Genomic DNA, 14,575 nt, shown 5'->3' with positions numbered 1-14,575 from the left:
CGCAGCGCTTATGTCATCTTCTCTGTTTCACACCCTCAACATCTCGCGTCAGGATATTCTCAGCCGATTACTAGACCTGGATGTGGTTTCCAATAATCTGGCTAACATGAATACCGCCGGTTTCAAAGCCAGCCGCTCAAACTTTCAAGAATTGCTCAATCAGCGCACGCTGGAAGGCATTACCCTGGCCAGTACACAAGGGTTGATGCAGCAGGGAGCCCTGCGCAATTCGGCAAATCCGCTGGATTGGGCGATTCAAGGCGAGGGTTTCTTTCAGGTCAGATTGCCGGATGGGACGATTGGTTACACCCGCGACGGCCAGTTTTTGCTGGATTCCAGCCGCCAGCTGGTCACGGCAGCCGGTTACCGGCTGATCTGGAACGGCCAGATACCGGACGGCACCACCGATGTGTACATTCAGCCGGATGGCAGCGTTCAGGTTACCCTGCAGGATGGCACACGTCGGATTGCCGGGCAGGTGCAGTTGGCGCGCTTTGTCAATCCCAGCGGTTTGATTGCTCAGGGACACAATGTCTGGCTGGCGAGCGAAGCCTCCGGGGCGGCTCAGGTGGGTACGCCCGGCGCGGCTAATTTCGGCATGATTGCCGCTCATGCTGTTGAACAATCCAATGTGGACTTATCCAGCGAAATGACCCGCTTGATGTCCTTGCAGCGTGCCTTTCAGATGTCGGTGCGCACTTTTCAGCAGACCGATACGATGATTGCCCAGGCTTTGAATCTGCGTAAGGGGTAAAGTTTGAGCCAAAACATCCGATACTGTAAACACGTGATTTATCTGCCGTTTTTGGCTCCCGGAGGTATGACCGATGAAGATTGAGAACAATGGGATTAACCCGCTTGCCCCCCAGGGCACAGACCCGATCCAACGGGCTGACCGAAAGCCCGCCAACGAGATCAACAGCCTGGCTCAACGACGCGACAGCGTCGCCCTTTCGGCGGATGCGCGCTTGCTGGCCAAAGCCCGTGCAGCCGCAGACAGCGCACCAGAATTGGAAAACGAACGTCTTAACCAAATCCGCCAGCGAATTGAAAGCGGCGATTACACCGTTCAGGTGGAAGAAATCGCCCGTAAACTGGCTGCCCGAGCCTACTTTAATACTTAGTGAGGAATGAAACGGGGAGAAACGGTATGGTAAATCACGATCACTTCTGCGAATATCTGATTGAACTGGAAGATACACTGGTTGAGCAATTCCGCCAGATTCAACGCTTGATTGAATTGACCATGATGGAGCGTCAGGCATTGCTGGAAAACAGCGATGACCTGATGAATATCGTCGAAGAGAAGGAAGTGCTGCTCGACCGGTTGGGTGTGCTGGAAGACAACCGCCGTAAAGCGGTTCAAAAAATGGCCCTGGAACGCGGCATTGTTTCCGACGAAACCTCGATTGCCGAATTACTGCCCCACCTCGAGGCGAATGATGCCCGGCGGGTGAGCCGGCTGGCTGAGGGAATTACCAGTCTTGCGCGAGAAGCCCGCCAGTTGAATGATTACAATCAGGCACTGGCTGTCACCCGTCTGGACTGGCTGCAAGCCGCCCAGGTCTTTCTGGTGGGTGTGGTACAACCGGAGCCAGCCTATGCGCCGCCTTACAAGGCTCGTCCGGCAGGTGAGGCAGCCAACTTCGGCATGGATTACCGCGCCTGAAGGGAGGAGATAGATGCCGGGAATCTCTTCAGGAATTCACATCGCCTTACAGGCCATTCTGGCGCATGCTCAAACCATTGAGGTGATTGAGCATAATGTTGCCAATGCCAATACGCCGGGCTATCGCCGCCAATCGGCAATTTTGGAAGCCACCGTCCCCTCTCCCATCCTGGCGGCACACAAGGGAATGGGAGCAGGTATGCGCGGCGGCGGGGTGCGGGTTGCCCAGATTCAACGATTTAACCTTGAATTTTTTGACGGGCGCTACCGTTCGGTATCAGCCAGCGCCAAATATTGGGAAGCCCGCCGGGACATCTTGCTGCAAATCGAAGCCACACTGGCGGAAACCTCGCAGGATGGGTTGATCAACAAACTGGATCAGTTTTGGAACGGCTGGCAAAATTTAGCGGGCGATCCTGCCAATCTCAGCCTGCGGGTCAGCTTGCTGGATGATGCCCGTGTCCTGGCGGAGGGATTCAACCGGCGCTGGGAGCAATTGCAGCAGATTAGGCTGGATCAAAATCAGGCCGTTACCAGTCAGGTGGAGCAAATCAATGCCTATGCCGATGAAGTAGCCCGCCTGAACAGGGAAATTGCGCGGGTGTTCTCCACCGGTGAACGCCCGAATGACTTGCTGGATCAGCGCGATCGGGTGCTGGACAAACTGGCGGAATTGAGCGGCGCAGTTGCCCACGAACAAAAAAACGGCGAAGTGCTGGTTTCGATTGGCGGGCATGTACTGGTAATGGGCGTACAGGCCCTTCACCTGACCACCCGCCCCAAAGCCGGTGATACCCCGATGGTAGAAGTGGTCTGGGAGGCCGACAGTCCGCCCCAAACGGTCAACCTGCCGAGCGGTTCGCTGAAGGGGATATTAGAGGTCAGGGATCAGGTCATCCCGCAGCAGATTCAGGGATTGAACACCCTGGCGGACCAGTTGATTCAGCAGATCAACGCGCTCCACAGCGGTGGTTACGGTTTGAACGGCGCGACCGGTTTGCCACTCTTTACCGGCAGCGATGCTATCACGATGAAATTGAATCCGGCGGTGGATGCCGAGAGTCTGGCAGCCGCTGATGCAGCTGGTCAGCCCGGGAACAATGCGGTAGCAATGGCGATTGCTGCGCTGCGCAATCAGGCGATTGCCGGGCTTGGGAATGCCTCTCCAAATGAATTCTACAACGGGCAGATTACTTCTTTTGGCATATTGACCAACAATGCCACCCAAAACAGCTCCACCCACGGATTGGTGGCCAAAGCCCTCAACGATCAACGTGAGGCGGTGGGCGGGGTTTCGCTGGATGAGGAAGCCGCCAATCTGGCCAAGGCTCAACGCGCCTATCAAGCCGCCGCGCGGGTGTTGACGGCCTACGACGAGATGCTGGATCGCATCATCAACGGGCTGGGACTGGTTGGACGGTAATCGGAAAGGCAGGGATGAGGACATGCGCGTAACCCATCAAGGAATGATCAACAATACCGTTTCTCATTTATCGAGTAACATGGAACAAATCTCCCGCCTGCAAAGCAAAATTGCCTCTGGAAAGAAGAATCTTTCGCCTTCGGAAGATCCGGTAAACACTTCCCAAAGCCTGACAATGCGTTCCACGCTGAACAACCTGCAAGCCTACCGCAGCACAACCGAATTGAGCCGGGAATGGATGGAAGCCAGCGATTACAGCCTCGAACAGTTACAGACGATTGGGGTACGGGCGATTGGCCTGATTACCCGCGGTTTGAGCGATACGATGGGCAGCGATGAGCGTCAGCACGCATTGGCTGCCGAGATTGATGGAATGATCGCTCAAGTGGTGCAAATTGGCAACACAACTCACAAAGGCGATTATATTTTCGCGGGTTTCCAAATTCACACCCAGCCGTTTGTGATGAGTGATCCAAATACGCTCGTCTATCAGGGGGATAATGGTCTCATGCAGCGGGCGATTGCACCCGGTCAATCGGTGGTCATCAACCTTTCAGCCGAAGCCGTGTTTCGGCCGTTGATCGAATCGCTGGTTGCTGCCCGAAATGCGCTGCAAAACACGAACTTTGACCGCAACGCTTTACAAACTGCCTTTGACCAGTTACAATCGGCGCTGGATACAGTGGATGCGCAGCGCACCGGGCTGGGCGCGCGGATGCGGCAGGTAAAGGCAGCCAGTGATGGGATTGATAAGACCGAAATTGAATTGAACAGCCTGCTTTCTAAAAGAGAAGACCTGAACATGGCTGAGGCCATCACCCTGCTGCGTGGTCAGGAAACAACTTATCAGGCAGTCCTGGAAGTCAGCCGGCGTGCCATTTCTGCCCTTAGCCTGTTTGATTACCTGCGCTGAAAAAGAAGGCGCTGTCCCTGCGGGGAGACAGTGCGGCCATTCCCACAAGATAAAGGATACCGGCTATGTTAGTGCTGACCCGTCGGGTAGATGAAAGTATTGCCATTGGTGATTCGATCACCGTCACGGTGCTGGCTGTGGAAGGTGACCGAGTCAAGCTGGGGATCACGGCTCCCCGTGATGTGTTGATTTTACGCCAGGAGGTCGCCGAGGCGGTCAAGGAGCAGTCTCGTTTGCAGGAATTGCTGGCAAGCGGCCCTGAGCCGGAATCTTTCGAAGCGCTGCGTAAACTGCTGGCGGACGAAACCTCCGAAGAAAACCCCCCGGCATCTTCCGAAAAACCGAATCAAGCATAAGTTTCTTAACCGGCTCATCACTGCTGACCGCCTGAGGTCAGCAGTTTTTGTTTAAATTTTCATGCGTTCTTTGGCTATATTTTACGCGCTCTTTACTGAACGCCGGCTTGCCTTATGTTAATCTTACTCCAGAGCGTATGGATTTTAACTTCGATACGGCGGGTTGCTATGCAAATGGTTTTTGACATCAGCCAAGATGAACTTCCCATCTTTCTGGCAGAGGTGGATGAACACCTCCAGACGTTGGATGAAACGCTGGTGGAACTGGAACACCGCAGCGATGATTCCGACCTGTTACAGAACGCCTTTCGGGCGGCGCACACCCTCAAAGGTATGGCCGGTATGATCGGTCATCACCGCATGACCAACCTGACCCACGCGCTGGAAACAGCCTTTGATGGCCTGCGAAAAGCCCAGTATTCGGTCAGTACCGCGCTGATTGACCTGTGCCTGGATGCGGTGGACGGATTGAGAGCCTTGCGGGAAGAAGTCATCAAAGGCACCCTCAGTGATTATGATCCGCAGCCTTTGATCGAAGCCTTTGCGGAATTTAATGCGGTGGGCGAGCATCAGCCCAAAGAGAAACGGGTTGAGATACCCCCGGCGCCGGCCGTGCCGCAATCGCCACCGACGCATTCCAATGGAAAAAAAGAATTTCACATTCAGGCGCGGATTGACCCGCGCAGTGTGGCTTCGGCGGCGCGCGCCTTTCAACTGATGATGGCGCTGCAGGAACTGGGTGAGATTGTTTCGATGCAGCCCACACTGGAGGAGATTGAAACCGCCCAACCCGTGCAAACTTTTTGGGCGCAATTGATCACCCCTGCAACCGCGGATCAGATCTTACAAAAACTGGGTCAAATCTCCGAGATTGAGAAGATTGATGTTCAGGCAGATGGGGATGGCCGCTCTCTGGCTGCAATTAACGAATCGAAAACCACGCCGCCTGAGCAAACATCACCAGCCGAAAAGCCGGAGGCACAGGCGCAGGCTGCCCCTGTCAGCCAGCCGGGCCGCAGCCGTTCCAACGGTTCTGGTGGCCGTGGGGTGGAAATGACCGTGCGTACCAGCGTTGAACGGCTGGACAGTCTGATGAATCTGGTAGGTGAATTGATTACCGACCGCAATCACCTCTTTCAGGTGCGCAACAAACTGGAAGCCCAAGCCCATAATGATCCTCTGGTGGAAAATTTAGCCGAGACGGTTGCTCACATCAGCCGCATCACCGATCAACTGCAAGAGGAGGTGATGCGCATCCGCATGTTGCCGATTGGCAATCTGCTTCACAAATTCCCGCGCATGGTGCGCGATATGTCTCAAAAGGCCGGCAAACTGGTGGATGTGGTCATCCACGGTGAAGATACCGAACTCGACCGCTCGATGATCGAAGAGATCAACGATCCGCTGATTCATCTGGTGCGCAATGCGATTGATCACGGCATTGAACCACCCGAAGAACGCCGCGCAGCCGGTAAACCAGAGCGCGGTACAGTGACGCTGAACGCCTGGCACGAACAGGGACGCATCATTCTCACCGTTTCGGACGACGGGCGCGGAATTGACCCGTCCGTCTTACGCAAGAAAGTGGTGCAAAAAGGACTGATGACCGCCGAAGAAGCCGCAGCCCTCAGCGACGAACAGGCGGTTGACCTGATCTTCCTGCCCGGCTTTTCCACTGCTGAAAAGGTCACCGATATATCCGGGCGTGGGGTGGGCATGGATATTGTCCAGACCAACATCCAGCGGGTCAACGGTACCATTCACATCGAAACGGCCGTGGGTCGCGGCACGACCTTCCAGATTGTGCTGCCGCTCACGCTGGCAATTGTTCCGACTCTGCTGGTACGGGTTGGTTCGGCTACTTTCGCCATCCCGTTGGTGATGGTGTTGGAGACCCTGCGGCTTTCCCCCGCGGATATCAAAACCATCCGTCAAAAACCGGTTACCATGCTGCGCGGGAGTGTGCTCCCCCTGGTTTACCTGAGCGAGTTGTTCAACATCCCGCAGAACGGCACGCAGCGCAAACGGCTGTTTGCGGTGGTCATCCAATCCGGTAAACACCGGGTTGGACTGGTGGTGGACGGCTTTATGGGGGAGGAAGAAGTGGTGGTCAAGTCGTTGGGCAAGCTGGTTGGAGAAATTCCGGGTATTTCCAGCGCAGCCATACTGGGTGACGGCAGTATTACCTTGATTGTGGATGTGCCGGCGTTATTGCGGCTGGCTGGTATTCATTGAAAGGAGCAAGATGACGACCGCGATTGAGTTTGATGAAAAACTGGTGGACACGCTGCGTTCAATCACGACCATTGGCATTCACAATGCCGTGCGGGGGTTCTCCGGCTTGCTGGGTCACAAACTGGAATTCGGCGATCCGGATGTCAAGGTTGTGCCGCTCACTCAGATTCCAATGATGGTTGGCGGTCCGGAAAACGAAGCCGTCGGTATTTACCTGCGCGCCGAGGGGGATTTCAACGCTCAAATCATGATGATCCTGCCGCTGGAAAAAGCCTTTCAACTGGTGGATCTGCTGATGGAACAGCCGGAAGGCAGTACAACCTTTCTTGGCTCGCTGGAACGTTCCGCGCTGGGAGAGGTGGGTAACATGACCGGCACCTTCTTTATGAATGCGGTGGCTAACGCGCTCAAGCGTGAAATCCGTCCCACACCGCCGGCAGTGATGGTGGACATGGTCGGTGCGATTTTGGACATCATCGTTGCCACAACTGGCGGGGTCAGCGATCAGGTATTGCTGATCCAGACATGCTTTAAGGATGGCAGCCGCTCGGTATTGACCGATTTCTGGGTCATCCCAGATGCTCAGTCCCTGCAAGCCCTGCGACAGGTTGAGAAGCGCGAATGAAAGAACCGATCAGCGTGAATCTGGGTGAGGTGGTCGTTTCCAGCGATCCGGCGGATGTGCTGGTGGCTTATGGGCTGGGGTCGTGTCTGGGAATTACCATGGTGGACAGGCAGCGCCACATTTGCGGCTTGCTCCACGCGGTTTTACCTCACCGTTTGAACGGGGCTGATCCATATTGTGCCAAATACGTGGATAGTGGGATTGAGGGTTTGTTGGATGCCATGCTGAAAGCCGGGGCAGACCGGCGGAATTTGATCATCCGTATGGTGGGTGGGGCTAACATGTTGACCACTGCCGGACTTTCCAAAACCTTCGATGTCGGCACGCGGAACATCGAAAGCGCGCATGAAACGCTGCAACGTCTCAACCTGCCGCTGCATGCGGAGGAAACCGGCGGTCACAGCGGGCGAACCGTGCGAGTTTACGTCGCTACCGGACGGGTTACCGTACGAGTGGTCGGCGGTGTAGAAAAGGATTTGTAATATTTTCAGGAGGAAGGACGAATGACCAAGATACTCATTGTGGATGACGCTGAATTTCTCCGCGTTCGGATCATCAAAATGCTCACCGGGCAGGGTTTTGAGGTCTATGAAGCGGAAAACGGCGCCAAAGCGGTAGAAAAATATAAAGAGGTGCGCCCGGATGTGGTGCTGATGGATATCACCATGCCGGAAATGGACGGTCTGGCGGCGTTAAAAGAGATTCGCGCCTTCGATTCGCAGGCCAAAGTGGTCATGTTGACTGCGTTGGGGCAGGAATCGGTGGTGCTGGAAGCCGTCAAATCCGGCGCGCGCGATTTCATCGTCAAACCGTTCGAGCATGACCGCGTGATGAGCGCCATTCACAAACTGGCGGGCTAGGTTTTCTTCATGGTACCCCTGCCGTCATCCTCGAATGCTTCGGTTTCCACTGCCCAACCGGTGCGGGTACTGGTGGTGGATGATTCGGCGTTTATGCGCTTTTCGATCAGCCAGCATCTCAACGGGCGGGATGGCATTCAGGTGATTGCAACCGCCCGCGACGGACAGGAAGCCCTTGAGCTCATCCCCACCCTCAAGCCGGATGTGGTGACGCTGGATGTGGAGATGCCGCGTCTGGATGGCATTTCGACTTTACGGGAGATCATGACGCGCTTTCCCCGCCCGGTAGTGATGTTGAGCAGCCTGACGCGCGAGGGCGCAGTAACCACCATTCAGGCTTTGACATTGGGGGCGGTGGATTTCATCACCAAACCGGACCGCCAATTGGACATCCAAACCGTGATGGATGAGGCTGCTGCCAAGATCAAGCGCGCAGCCAGTGCGCGGGTGCGCCCATTTGCCCTGGTGCGTTCTGTTTCGCAAAACAAACCAGTGGCAGAAAAACCGGTGCGCCCGTTGCGACCGAACGAACCGATTGTGGTGATTGGCAGTTCCACCGGTGGACCACGGGCGCTCAATGAGGTGGTGACGGCTTTACCGGCGGATTTACCGGCGGCGGTGGTGATTGTCCAGCACATGCCGGCCGGGTTCACTCATTCGCTGGCAGAACGGCTCAACGGTCTATCAAAACTGCTGGTGCGCGAAGCCCAGCCAGGCGACCGCCTGATGGCGGGTCAGGCGCTGCTTGCGCCGGGCGGATTTCACATGGTGCTGGATGAAAATGAGCAAATTGCCCTCAACCAGAACAGCCCGGTACACGGTGTCCGTCCGGCCATTGATGTGACCCTCACCTCGCTGGTTCAGCGTTACGGAAAACGAGTCATCTCGGTTATTTTGACCGGCATGGGCAGCGACGGGACAAACGGGTCGGTCTTGCTACACAGTCTGGGCGGGACGGTGATTGCCGAACATGAGTCAACCTGTGTGGTGTGGGGGATGCCGCGCAGCGTGTTGGAGAAGCAAGCCGTGGATGTGGTCGCGCCGCTGACGGATGTAGCCGACGCCATTCAAAAAGCCGTTCGAGAAAACCTTTTGACTTTGAGCGGGAGTTAAGGGAGTATGGAAGCCGAAATCTATGCCCAAATCAAAACCTCGGTCAAAAGTTTGCTCAATATTGACTTGAATCATTATAAAGAAGAGCAGATGAAACGCCGACTGGACTCGTGGCTGGCGCGTTCGCGGGCTTCCTCCTGGAACGATTACTTTTCTCTGCTGCGCGAAAACAAAGATGAGCTAGAAAAATTCCGCAATTACCTGACCATCAATGTCACCGAGTTTTTCCGCGATCCCGAACGTTGGGCTGCGCTGCGGCGGGATATCTTGCCGCGTTTGCTGGCCGAATCCGAGCGTGACCCGCAGCGGCGTGGCAATTTGCGGGTGTGGAGCGCCGGTTGTTCGGTGGGTGTGGAAGCCTACACGCTGGCGATTCTGCTGGAAGAGGCCGCTCCGGGGAAATCCCACTATCTGTTAGCCAGTGACCTTGATCGCGGCGCGCTGACCAGAGCCCGAGCCGGCGGGCCGTATCTGGCTGAAGAAGCCCGTAATCTTACCCCTGAGCAACGTATCCGGTTTCTTTCCCCGTCGCCACCCTTCTTCGTGAAACCGGAGGTGGTGCGTAAAGTGACTTTCCGCGAGCAAAATCTGCTCAATGACCCTTTCGAAAGCGGTTTTGACCTGATCGTTTGCCGCAATGTCATTATCTACTTCACCAACGAAGCCAAAACCCTGCTTTACCGCAAGTTCCATGAGGCGCTGCGTCCCGGCGGTGTCTTGTTCTTGGGCGGGACGGAAATCATGCCGCGCCCATCTGAGCTGGGTTTCCGCAACGCCGGCATTTCCTTTTACATGAAGGAATAAGAGGTCAAAATGATGCGTTACACACTGGACGACCTGATTCGAGAAGCGGGCAAACTGCCCCCGCTGCCGCAAGCCTCCCAGCGGGCGCTGGAACTGATGCGCTCACCCGATTGCAATCTGAGCGCTGTGGCGGATGTGTTGGCGGTGGATCAGGTGCTTTCCGGTGTGGTGCTGCGGGTGGCCAATTCGGCATTTTACGGAATGCCCAACCGGATTGCCACCGTGCATCAGGCGGTCGTGGTCATCGGCTTACAGGCGCTGTATGAGATTATTCTGGCAGCCAGTTTGGGTAGTTTTCTTAACCGCCCGCTGCCCGGTTACGAACTACGTAAAGGTGAACTGTGGAGACATTCGCTGGGTGTGGCAATTTGTGCCAGAACCATTGCCCAGAAGCGCCAGTGGAAGAATATCGAGGAGTTTTATTTTGCCGGTTTGCTCAGTGATATTGGAAAACTGGCACTGGAAAAATTACTGCGCAGCATGGTGTTCAGTTTGAACGAGTGGCAGTCAGCCTCGTTTTTGGAGATTGAGCGCTCTTATTTTGGAATTGATCATGCCATGCTGGGGGCCGAGATGGCGCGTCGCTGGCGATTACCGGAGGGATTGGTGGCAGTCATTGCTCATCATCACAACCCGGCAGCTGCCGGGCCGTATCAGGCTCAGGCCTATGCCGTCCATATCGGTGATAGCATCATGATGATGTTGGGAATTGGGGTGGGGAGGGATGGGCTGCAATATGCGTTGGATGAACGCGCTGTGGCGGCTCTTAACCTGACGGAAGTCGAACAGGAAGAACTGGTTTCAACCGTAATGGATCAAATCGAAATGGCGGAGATGTTAATTACACTGCCCGGCGCCGGATGAATTGGCCGTGCGGTGATTGAGGAGGCTTGAATGTATGGATGTTAAGTTTTTGAACCCCTTTGTAGAAGCAGCCGTAGAAGTGTTGAAGGCCGAAATCGGCGTCAATGTCCAGCGCGGCAGTCTTTCCCTGCATCAATCTGCGCTGACCACCGATGATGTCACCGTGCTGATTCATCTGGTCGGGCAGGTTTACGGTGTGGTCATGTACGGGATGAACACCGAAACCGGCATCCGTTTTGTGACGCAAATTTTGGGGCAGGAATTTACCGAGTTTGACTCGCTGGCGCAGAGCGGTGTTGCCGAACTGGGCAATGTCATTTCCGGGCGGGCGACGATCAAGTTCTCGCAGGCTGGTTATGCGTCCAATATCTCACCGCCAACCCTGATCAGCGGTAAGGGGATTCAGATCTCCACCCTCGACTTCCCGCGCATTGTGGTACCGTTGCAGACCAATCTGGGTGAGTTAACCGTTCACCTGGCCTTGCGCGAGAACCGCAATGGGAAGCTGGAAGAATTTGTTGCGCTGACCCCTGCGGCTAAAGGCAGTTGAGCAGAAAGGATTTGCCATGAACGTTAAGTTTCTCAATCCTTTTGTGGAAGCGGCTTACGAGGTGCTGCGTGCTGAAACCGGTATGGAAATCAGCCGTGGCGAACTGCGTCTGGAACAGGGGATGTATGTCACGGATGATGTGACGGTCATCCTTTCGCTGGTGGGGGCGGTTGAAGGCACCGTGTTTTACAGCATGAACCGCTCGGCTGCCGTGCGTTTTGCTTCCATTATGATGGGAGAATCGCTGATCGAGCTGGATGGGCTGGCGCAATCGGGCATTGCTGAAATTGGCAATGTCATCACCGGGCGGGCGAGCATGAAACTTTCGGAAAACGGCTACGAGTCGAACATTTCGACGCCTTCCCTGATCCTCGGCAAAGGCGCTTCTATTTCAACGCTGGATTATCCGCGGCTGGTTGTACCGTTGGTAACCGATGCCGGTTCGGTTGAAATTCATCTGGCACTGCGCGAGGGGAAGCGCGGCTTGAAAACGCCCCAAATTGCGGTTCCCAGCGCTAAAGCCGTCAGTGGATAACTTTGATCAAAAAAATGTAAAGAAAGGAGTGTAATCAGCAATGGAACATCAACTGGTGGTTTTTGAACTGGAAAACGAAAAATACGGTGTGGATATTGCCTCGGTTGAAGGCATTATCAAAATGCAGGAAATCACTCGCTTGCCGCATGCCCCGGAATTCATCGAGGGAATTACCAATCTGCGCGGGACGATTGTGCCGGTGGTGGATCTGCGCACGCGGTTTGGTTTGCCGCGCAAAGAGCCGACCCGCGATACCCGGATTGTGATTGCCAACATGGACTCCAGCAAGGTTGGCATCATCGTTGACGCTGTTACTCAGGTGATTCGGGTGCCGGAGGACAAAATCGAACCCCCGCCGCAGATGTCGGTAACGATCAATTCGGCCTTCATCAAAAACATTGCCAAATTAGAGAGCGAACTGGTTATCCTGCTGGATTTGGGCAAGGTGCTCTCTACTGAGGAGCGGGAAGCTTTAACGGTAATGGCATGATCCCCCGCTTTCGCTCCAACACTTTCCGCTCTACGGCACTGACTCACTGGCGGCAGAAAACCGGCCAGCGCGCAGCCGCTCGTTTGCCTGCGCCGAATCTGCTGGAAATTTTGCTGGATGGTTACTGTGTGCTGGATGAGAACGGTTGCATCCAGCACACCAACCCGGCGTTGGAAAATCTACTGGCTTGCCCGGCTCAGCAATTGACCGGCAGTCCGTTGATCCAATTCATCGAGCCGGTCTGTCAGACGGATTATGTTTCGCTGCTGGAATTGATGAAATACAGCCGCAGCCGCATGGGGCCGCTGGAAATCGAAATGAAATCGGCCGCTGGGGAGCCATTGTCCGTTTTTCTAACCCTGGCGCCTTACCCCAATGGCAGCCGTGAGATGATCCAGGTTCTGCTGCGGGATGTGTCCCAGTGGCGACAGGTGCAAAACGAACTGGTTGCCGTAAATTTGATGCTGGAGCAATCCTTCACCGACACGCTGGAAGGCTGGGCAAAAGCGCTGGAATTACGTGATTATGAAACACACGGGCACACCCAGCGGGTAGCCGAAACCACGGTGCAGCTGGCTTTGGAGGTGGGTTTTTGTCTGGAAGAGGTGCTGAACGTGCGCCACGGGGCTTTGCTGCATGATATTGGCAAGATGGCGATCAGTGATACGATTTTGCTTAAACCCGGCCCGCTTGACGAAACTGAATGGGAGATTATGCGCCGCCATCCGGCGTATGCCGAACAACTGTTGCGCCAGATTGATTACCTGCGCCCGGCCATCCCCATTCCTTACTGCCATCATGAAAAATGGGACGGGAGCGGATATCCGCGTGGTTTGAAAGGGGAACAGATTCCGCTGGAGGCGCGTATTTTTGCGGTCATTGATGTGTATGATGCCCTGCGATCCAGCCGGCCGTATCGCCCTGAGCCGTGGAGTGAAGAACGCACCTTAGAATATATCCATAAACAAGCCGGCACTCATTTCGATCCGGATGTGGTCAGGGTATTCTTGAAAATGAAGAACTTTGGTTGATGCTTATCTTTCAGTTAAAAACAACCCCCGTGAAATGGGATAAAGCGAGCCACTCCCGCTGACGCTTCCATACAGCGGGAGTGGCTCAATTGATAAAAGGTCAACTTTTCGGGGAAAGCCGATAATAAATCAAACCGGCAATCACGCCGTAGATCAAGTGTCCCAGCAGGCTCATCCACTGGGCTTGCCCAATGACAAACACCATATCATTCATCCCCAGCATCAGCGGCATCATGATCAAAGCTCCCAACACCCACCATACGATACCGTTGAGTGCTCCTCCAAGAAATGCAGTGGATAGCTGATTGGGGAAGCGAGCGATCACAAAACCGTAAACCGCACCAATGAAAGCGCTGATGCCCATGTGAACGATGAATCCAATTACAGCGTTGTCCTGTCGTACCAGCATGCTGACCATCGGCAGCATGCCCATCATTGCCATCATGATGCCAAAGACCACGCCGCCTGCCAGACCGCCGATAATGCCGTTGACGACGGACTTTGAAGAACTTGTGCTAACCGTTATCGTAGTCATTTTTTTCCTCCAAATTGATGGATTGGAGAGAGTTGAAAAATCAAGCGTAATACGCCGAGCAGGCTGTTTGAGGGGTGGAAAAGCCGCACCCGATGGGGTATCCACCCTAAAATAAAGGGGCTGTGTATCTTGATTTGACCTCTTCACTTCCATTTTTTCTGGATTTTTGACCACCAGCGACACTTCACCCTCCGCATGGGAGTTCACCCTTGGATGGCGGCCCCAGCCGGGGTTTTGAACCCGACGCCAAACAGGAGCTTGACCATTCGTTTCAAGTTGAGCGCTATCGCCGTCAAAAAGGCTTGCACCGCAAAGCCCATTTTTCCCAAATACCGGCAGCGTCCCAACCCATGCCACTGTTTGGCTTCCCCAAATTTGCGTTCGATTTTGTAGCGCTGTTTCAAGCCTTGACGGTACGGTTGGGTCTGCTCCAAGGCCAGCCAGCTGTCTTTGTTGGCGTCTTTCTTCTGCGTGCGCGTCTTTTTCAAGCGAATTGCCGAGTGTAAGCCGTGCAGTTCTAAATAGAAGTGATTGTTGCCGTCATCATAGCCTTTATCCGCCGCATAGGTCTC

19 protein-coding genes are annotated in these 14,575 nt (G+C 54.9%); 17 read left to right on the top strand and 2 right to left on the bottom strand.

Going from position 1 to position 14,575, the window contains the following annotated elements; genetic code table 11:
* The first annotated feature begins 10 nt into the window (after nt 1-10).
* From AC812_RS02950 to AC812_RS17945, 17 genes are all read left to right on the top strand, one after another.
* A complete protein-coding gene (locus AC812_RS02950; protein ID WP_061913793.1) occupies nt 11-754 on the top strand; it encodes a flagellar hook-basal body protein in 744 nt (247 codons plus the stop codon).
* Nucleotides 755-827: 73 nt separating this feature from the next.
* Nucleotides 828-1,124 carry a flagellar biosynthesis anti-sigma factor FlgM gene (gene flgM / locus AC812_RS02945; RefSeq protein WP_061913795.1) on the top strand — a complete coding sequence of 99 codons (297 nt, stop codon included), beginning with the start codon at nt 828-830 and terminating at the stop codon, nt 1,122-1,124.
* Nucleotides 1,125-1,150: 26 nt separating this feature from the next.
* Entirely contained in the window at nt 1,151-1,669 is a 519-nt protein-coding gene (locus tag AC812_RS02940; protein WP_061913797.1) for a flagellar protein FlgN, read from the top strand.
* A 13-nt stretch (nt 1,670-1,682) separates the two neighbouring features.
* Nucleotides 1,683-3,092, top strand: a complete 1,410-nt coding sequence (gene flgK / locus AC812_RS02935) for a flagellar hook-associated protein FlgK (RefSeq protein ID WP_061913799.1) — start codon at nt 1,683-1,685, stop codon at nt 3,090-3,092.
* A gap of 22 nt (nt 3,093-3,114) precedes the next feature.
* The gene (flgL, locus tag AC812_RS02930; protein WP_061913801.1) at nt 3,115-4,005 is read left to right on the top strand and encodes a flagellar hook-associated protein FlgL; all 891 of its coding nucleotides are present in this window, start codon (nt 3,115-3,117) and stop codon (nt 4,003-4,005) included.
* 65 nt (nt 4,006-4,070) lie between these two features.
* Nucleotides 4,071-4,361, top strand: coding sequence for a carbon storage regulator CsrA (csrA, locus tag AC812_RS18250; RefSeq protein WP_082148933.1), 291 nt, complete (start codon nt 4,071-4,073; stop codon nt 4,359-4,361).
* Nucleotides 4,362-4,529: 168 nt separating this feature from the next.
* Nucleotides 4,530-6,596, top strand: coding sequence for a chemotaxis protein CheA (locus tag AC812_RS02920; protein WP_169787249.1), 2,067 nt, complete (start codon nt 4,530-4,532; stop codon nt 6,594-6,596).
* 10 nt (nt 6,597-6,606) lie between these two features.
* Nucleotides 6,607-7,221, top strand: a complete 615-nt coding sequence (locus AC812_RS02915) for a chemotaxis protein CheC (protein ID WP_061913803.1) — start codon at nt 6,607-6,609, stop codon at nt 7,219-7,221.
* The gene (locus tag AC812_RS02910) at nt 7,218-7,703 is read left to right on the top strand and encodes a chemotaxis protein CheD (protein ID WP_061913805.1); all 486 of its coding nucleotides are present in this window, start codon (nt 7,218-7,220) and stop codon (nt 7,701-7,703) included. Before AC812_RS02915 ends, AC812_RS02910 begins: the two co-directional genes overlap by 4 nt.
* 21 nt (nt 7,704-7,724) lie before the next feature.
* A complete protein-coding gene (locus tag AC812_RS02905; protein ID WP_061913808.1) occupies nt 7,725-8,081 on the top strand; it encodes a response regulator in 357 nt (118 codons plus the stop codon).
* Nucleotides 8,082-8,090: 9 nt separating this feature from the next.
* On the top strand, nt 8,091-9,194 hold the full coding sequence (locus tag AC812_RS02900; RefSeq protein ID WP_061913810.1) for a protein-glutamate methylesterase/protein-glutamine glutaminase: 1,104 nt from the start codon (nt 8,091-8,093) through the stop codon (nt 9,192-9,194).
* A 6-nt stretch (nt 9,195-9,200) separates the two neighbouring features.
* Nucleotides 9,201-9,998 carry a CheR family methyltransferase gene (locus tag AC812_RS02895; protein WP_061913812.1) on the top strand — a complete coding sequence of 266 codons (798 nt, stop codon included), beginning with the start codon at nt 9,201-9,203 and terminating at the stop codon, nt 9,996-9,998.
* Between the two features lie 9 nt (nt 9,999-10,007).
* On the top strand, nt 10,008-10,862 hold the full coding sequence (locus AC812_RS02890; RefSeq protein WP_061913814.1) for an HDOD domain-containing protein: 855 nt from the start codon (nt 10,008-10,010) through the stop codon (nt 10,860-10,862).
* Between the two features lie 34 nt (nt 10,863-10,896).
* Complete coding sequence (locus AC812_RS02885) at nt 10,897-11,412, top strand: chemotaxis protein CheX (protein ID WP_061913815.1); 516 nt, start codon at nt 10,897-10,899, stop codon at nt 11,410-11,412.
* A gap of 16 nt (nt 11,413-11,428) precedes the next feature.
* A complete protein-coding gene (locus AC812_RS02880; RefSeq protein WP_061913817.1) occupies nt 11,429-11,947 on the top strand; it encodes a chemotaxis protein CheX in 519 nt (172 codons plus the stop codon).
* 40 nt (nt 11,948-11,987) lie between these two features.
* Nucleotides 11,988-12,437, top strand: a complete 450-nt coding sequence (locus AC812_RS02875) for a chemotaxis protein CheW (protein ID WP_061913819.1) — start codon at nt 11,988-11,990, stop codon at nt 12,435-12,437.
* Nucleotides 12,434-13,468, top strand: coding sequence for an HD domain-containing phosphohydrolase (locus AC812_RS17945; RefSeq protein WP_061913821.1), 1,035 nt, complete (start codon nt 12,434-12,436; stop codon nt 13,466-13,468). The genes AC812_RS02875 and AC812_RS17945 overlap by 4 nt, the downstream gene beginning before the upstream one ends.
* Nucleotides 13,469-13,568: 100 nt before the next feature.
* Here AC812_RS17945 and AC812_RS02865 read toward each other — a convergent pair whose 3' ends face one another.
* Nucleotides 13,569-14,003 carry a hypothetical protein gene (locus AC812_RS02865; protein ID WP_061913823.1) on the bottom strand — a complete coding sequence of 145 codons (435 nt, stop codon included), beginning with the start codon at nt 14,001-14,003 and terminating at the stop codon, nt 13,569-13,571.
* A 203-nt stretch (nt 14,004-14,206) separates the two neighbouring features.
* A partial coding sequence (locus AC812_RS02860) for a transposase (RefSeq protein ID WP_062158777.1) occupies nt 14,207-14,575 on the bottom strand: 369 nt, incomplete at its 5' end.

This window comes from Bellilinea caldifistulae (assembly GCF_001306055.1).
In the GTDB taxonomy this organism is placed as follows: domain Bacteria; phylum Chloroflexota; class Anaerolineae; order Anaerolineales; family Anaerolineaceae; genus Bellilinea; species Bellilinea caldifistulae.
This window is presented reverse-complemented; position numbering and strand designations above follow the sequence as displayed.

Coding starts and splice junctions, on each gene's coding strand:
- AC812_RS02950 (WP_061913793.1), top strand. CDS start 11: ATGTCATCTTCTCTGTTTCACACCCTCAACATCTCGCGTCAGGATATT.
- flgM (WP_061913795.1), top strand. CDS start 828: ATGAAGATTGAGAACAATGGGATTAACCCGCTTGCCCCCCAGGGCACA.
- AC812_RS02940 (WP_061913797.1), top strand. CDS start 1,151: ATGGTAAATCACGATCACTTCTGCGAATATCTGATTGAACTGGAAGAT.
- flgK (WP_061913799.1), top strand. CDS start 1,683: ATGCCGGGAATCTCTTCAGGAATTCACATCGCCTTACAGGCCATTCTG.
- flgL (WP_061913801.1), top strand. CDS start 3,115: ATGCGCGTAACCCATCAAGGAATGATCAACAATACCGTTTCTCATTTA.
- csrA (WP_082148933.1), top strand. CDS start 4,071: ATGTTAGTGCTGACCCGTCGGGTAGATGAAAGTATTGCCATTGGTGAT.
- AC812_RS02920 (WP_169787249.1), top strand. CDS start 4,530: ATGCAAATGGTTTTTGACATCAGCCAAGATGAACTTCCCATCTTTCTG.
- AC812_RS02915 (WP_061913803.1), top strand. CDS start 6,607: ATGACGACCGCGATTGAGTTTGATGAAAAACTGGTGGACACGCTGCGT.
- AC812_RS02910 (WP_061913805.1), top strand. CDS start 7,218: ATGAAAGAACCGATCAGCGTGAATCTGGGTGAGGTGGTCGTTTCCAGC.
- AC812_RS02905 (WP_061913808.1), top strand. CDS start 7,725: ATGACCAAGATACTCATTGTGGATGACGCTGAATTTCTCCGCGTTCGG.
- AC812_RS02900 (WP_061913810.1), top strand. CDS start 8,091: ATGGTACCCCTGCCGTCATCCTCGAATGCTTCGGTTTCCACTGCCCAA.
- AC812_RS02895 (WP_061913812.1), top strand. CDS start 9,201: ATGGAAGCCGAAATCTATGCCCAAATCAAAACCTCGGTCAAAAGTTTG.
- AC812_RS02890 (WP_061913814.1), top strand. CDS start 10,008: ATGATGCGTTACACACTGGACGACCTGATTCGAGAAGCGGGCAAACTG.
- AC812_RS02885 (WP_061913815.1), top strand. CDS start 10,897: ATGGATGTTAAGTTTTTGAACCCCTTTGTAGAAGCAGCCGTAGAAGTG.
- AC812_RS02880 (WP_061913817.1), top strand. CDS start 11,429: ATGAACGTTAAGTTTCTCAATCCTTTTGTGGAAGCGGCTTACGAGGTG.
- AC812_RS02875 (WP_061913819.1), top strand. CDS start 11,988: ATGGAACATCAACTGGTGGTTTTTGAACTGGAAAACGAAAAATACGGT.
- AC812_RS17945 (WP_061913821.1), top strand. CDS start 12,434: ATGATCCCCCGCTTTCGCTCCAACACTTTCCGCTCTACGGCACTGACT.
- AC812_RS02865 (WP_061913823.1), bottom strand. CDS start 14,003: ATGACTACGATAACGGTTAGCACAAGTTCTTCAAAGTCCGTCGTCAAC.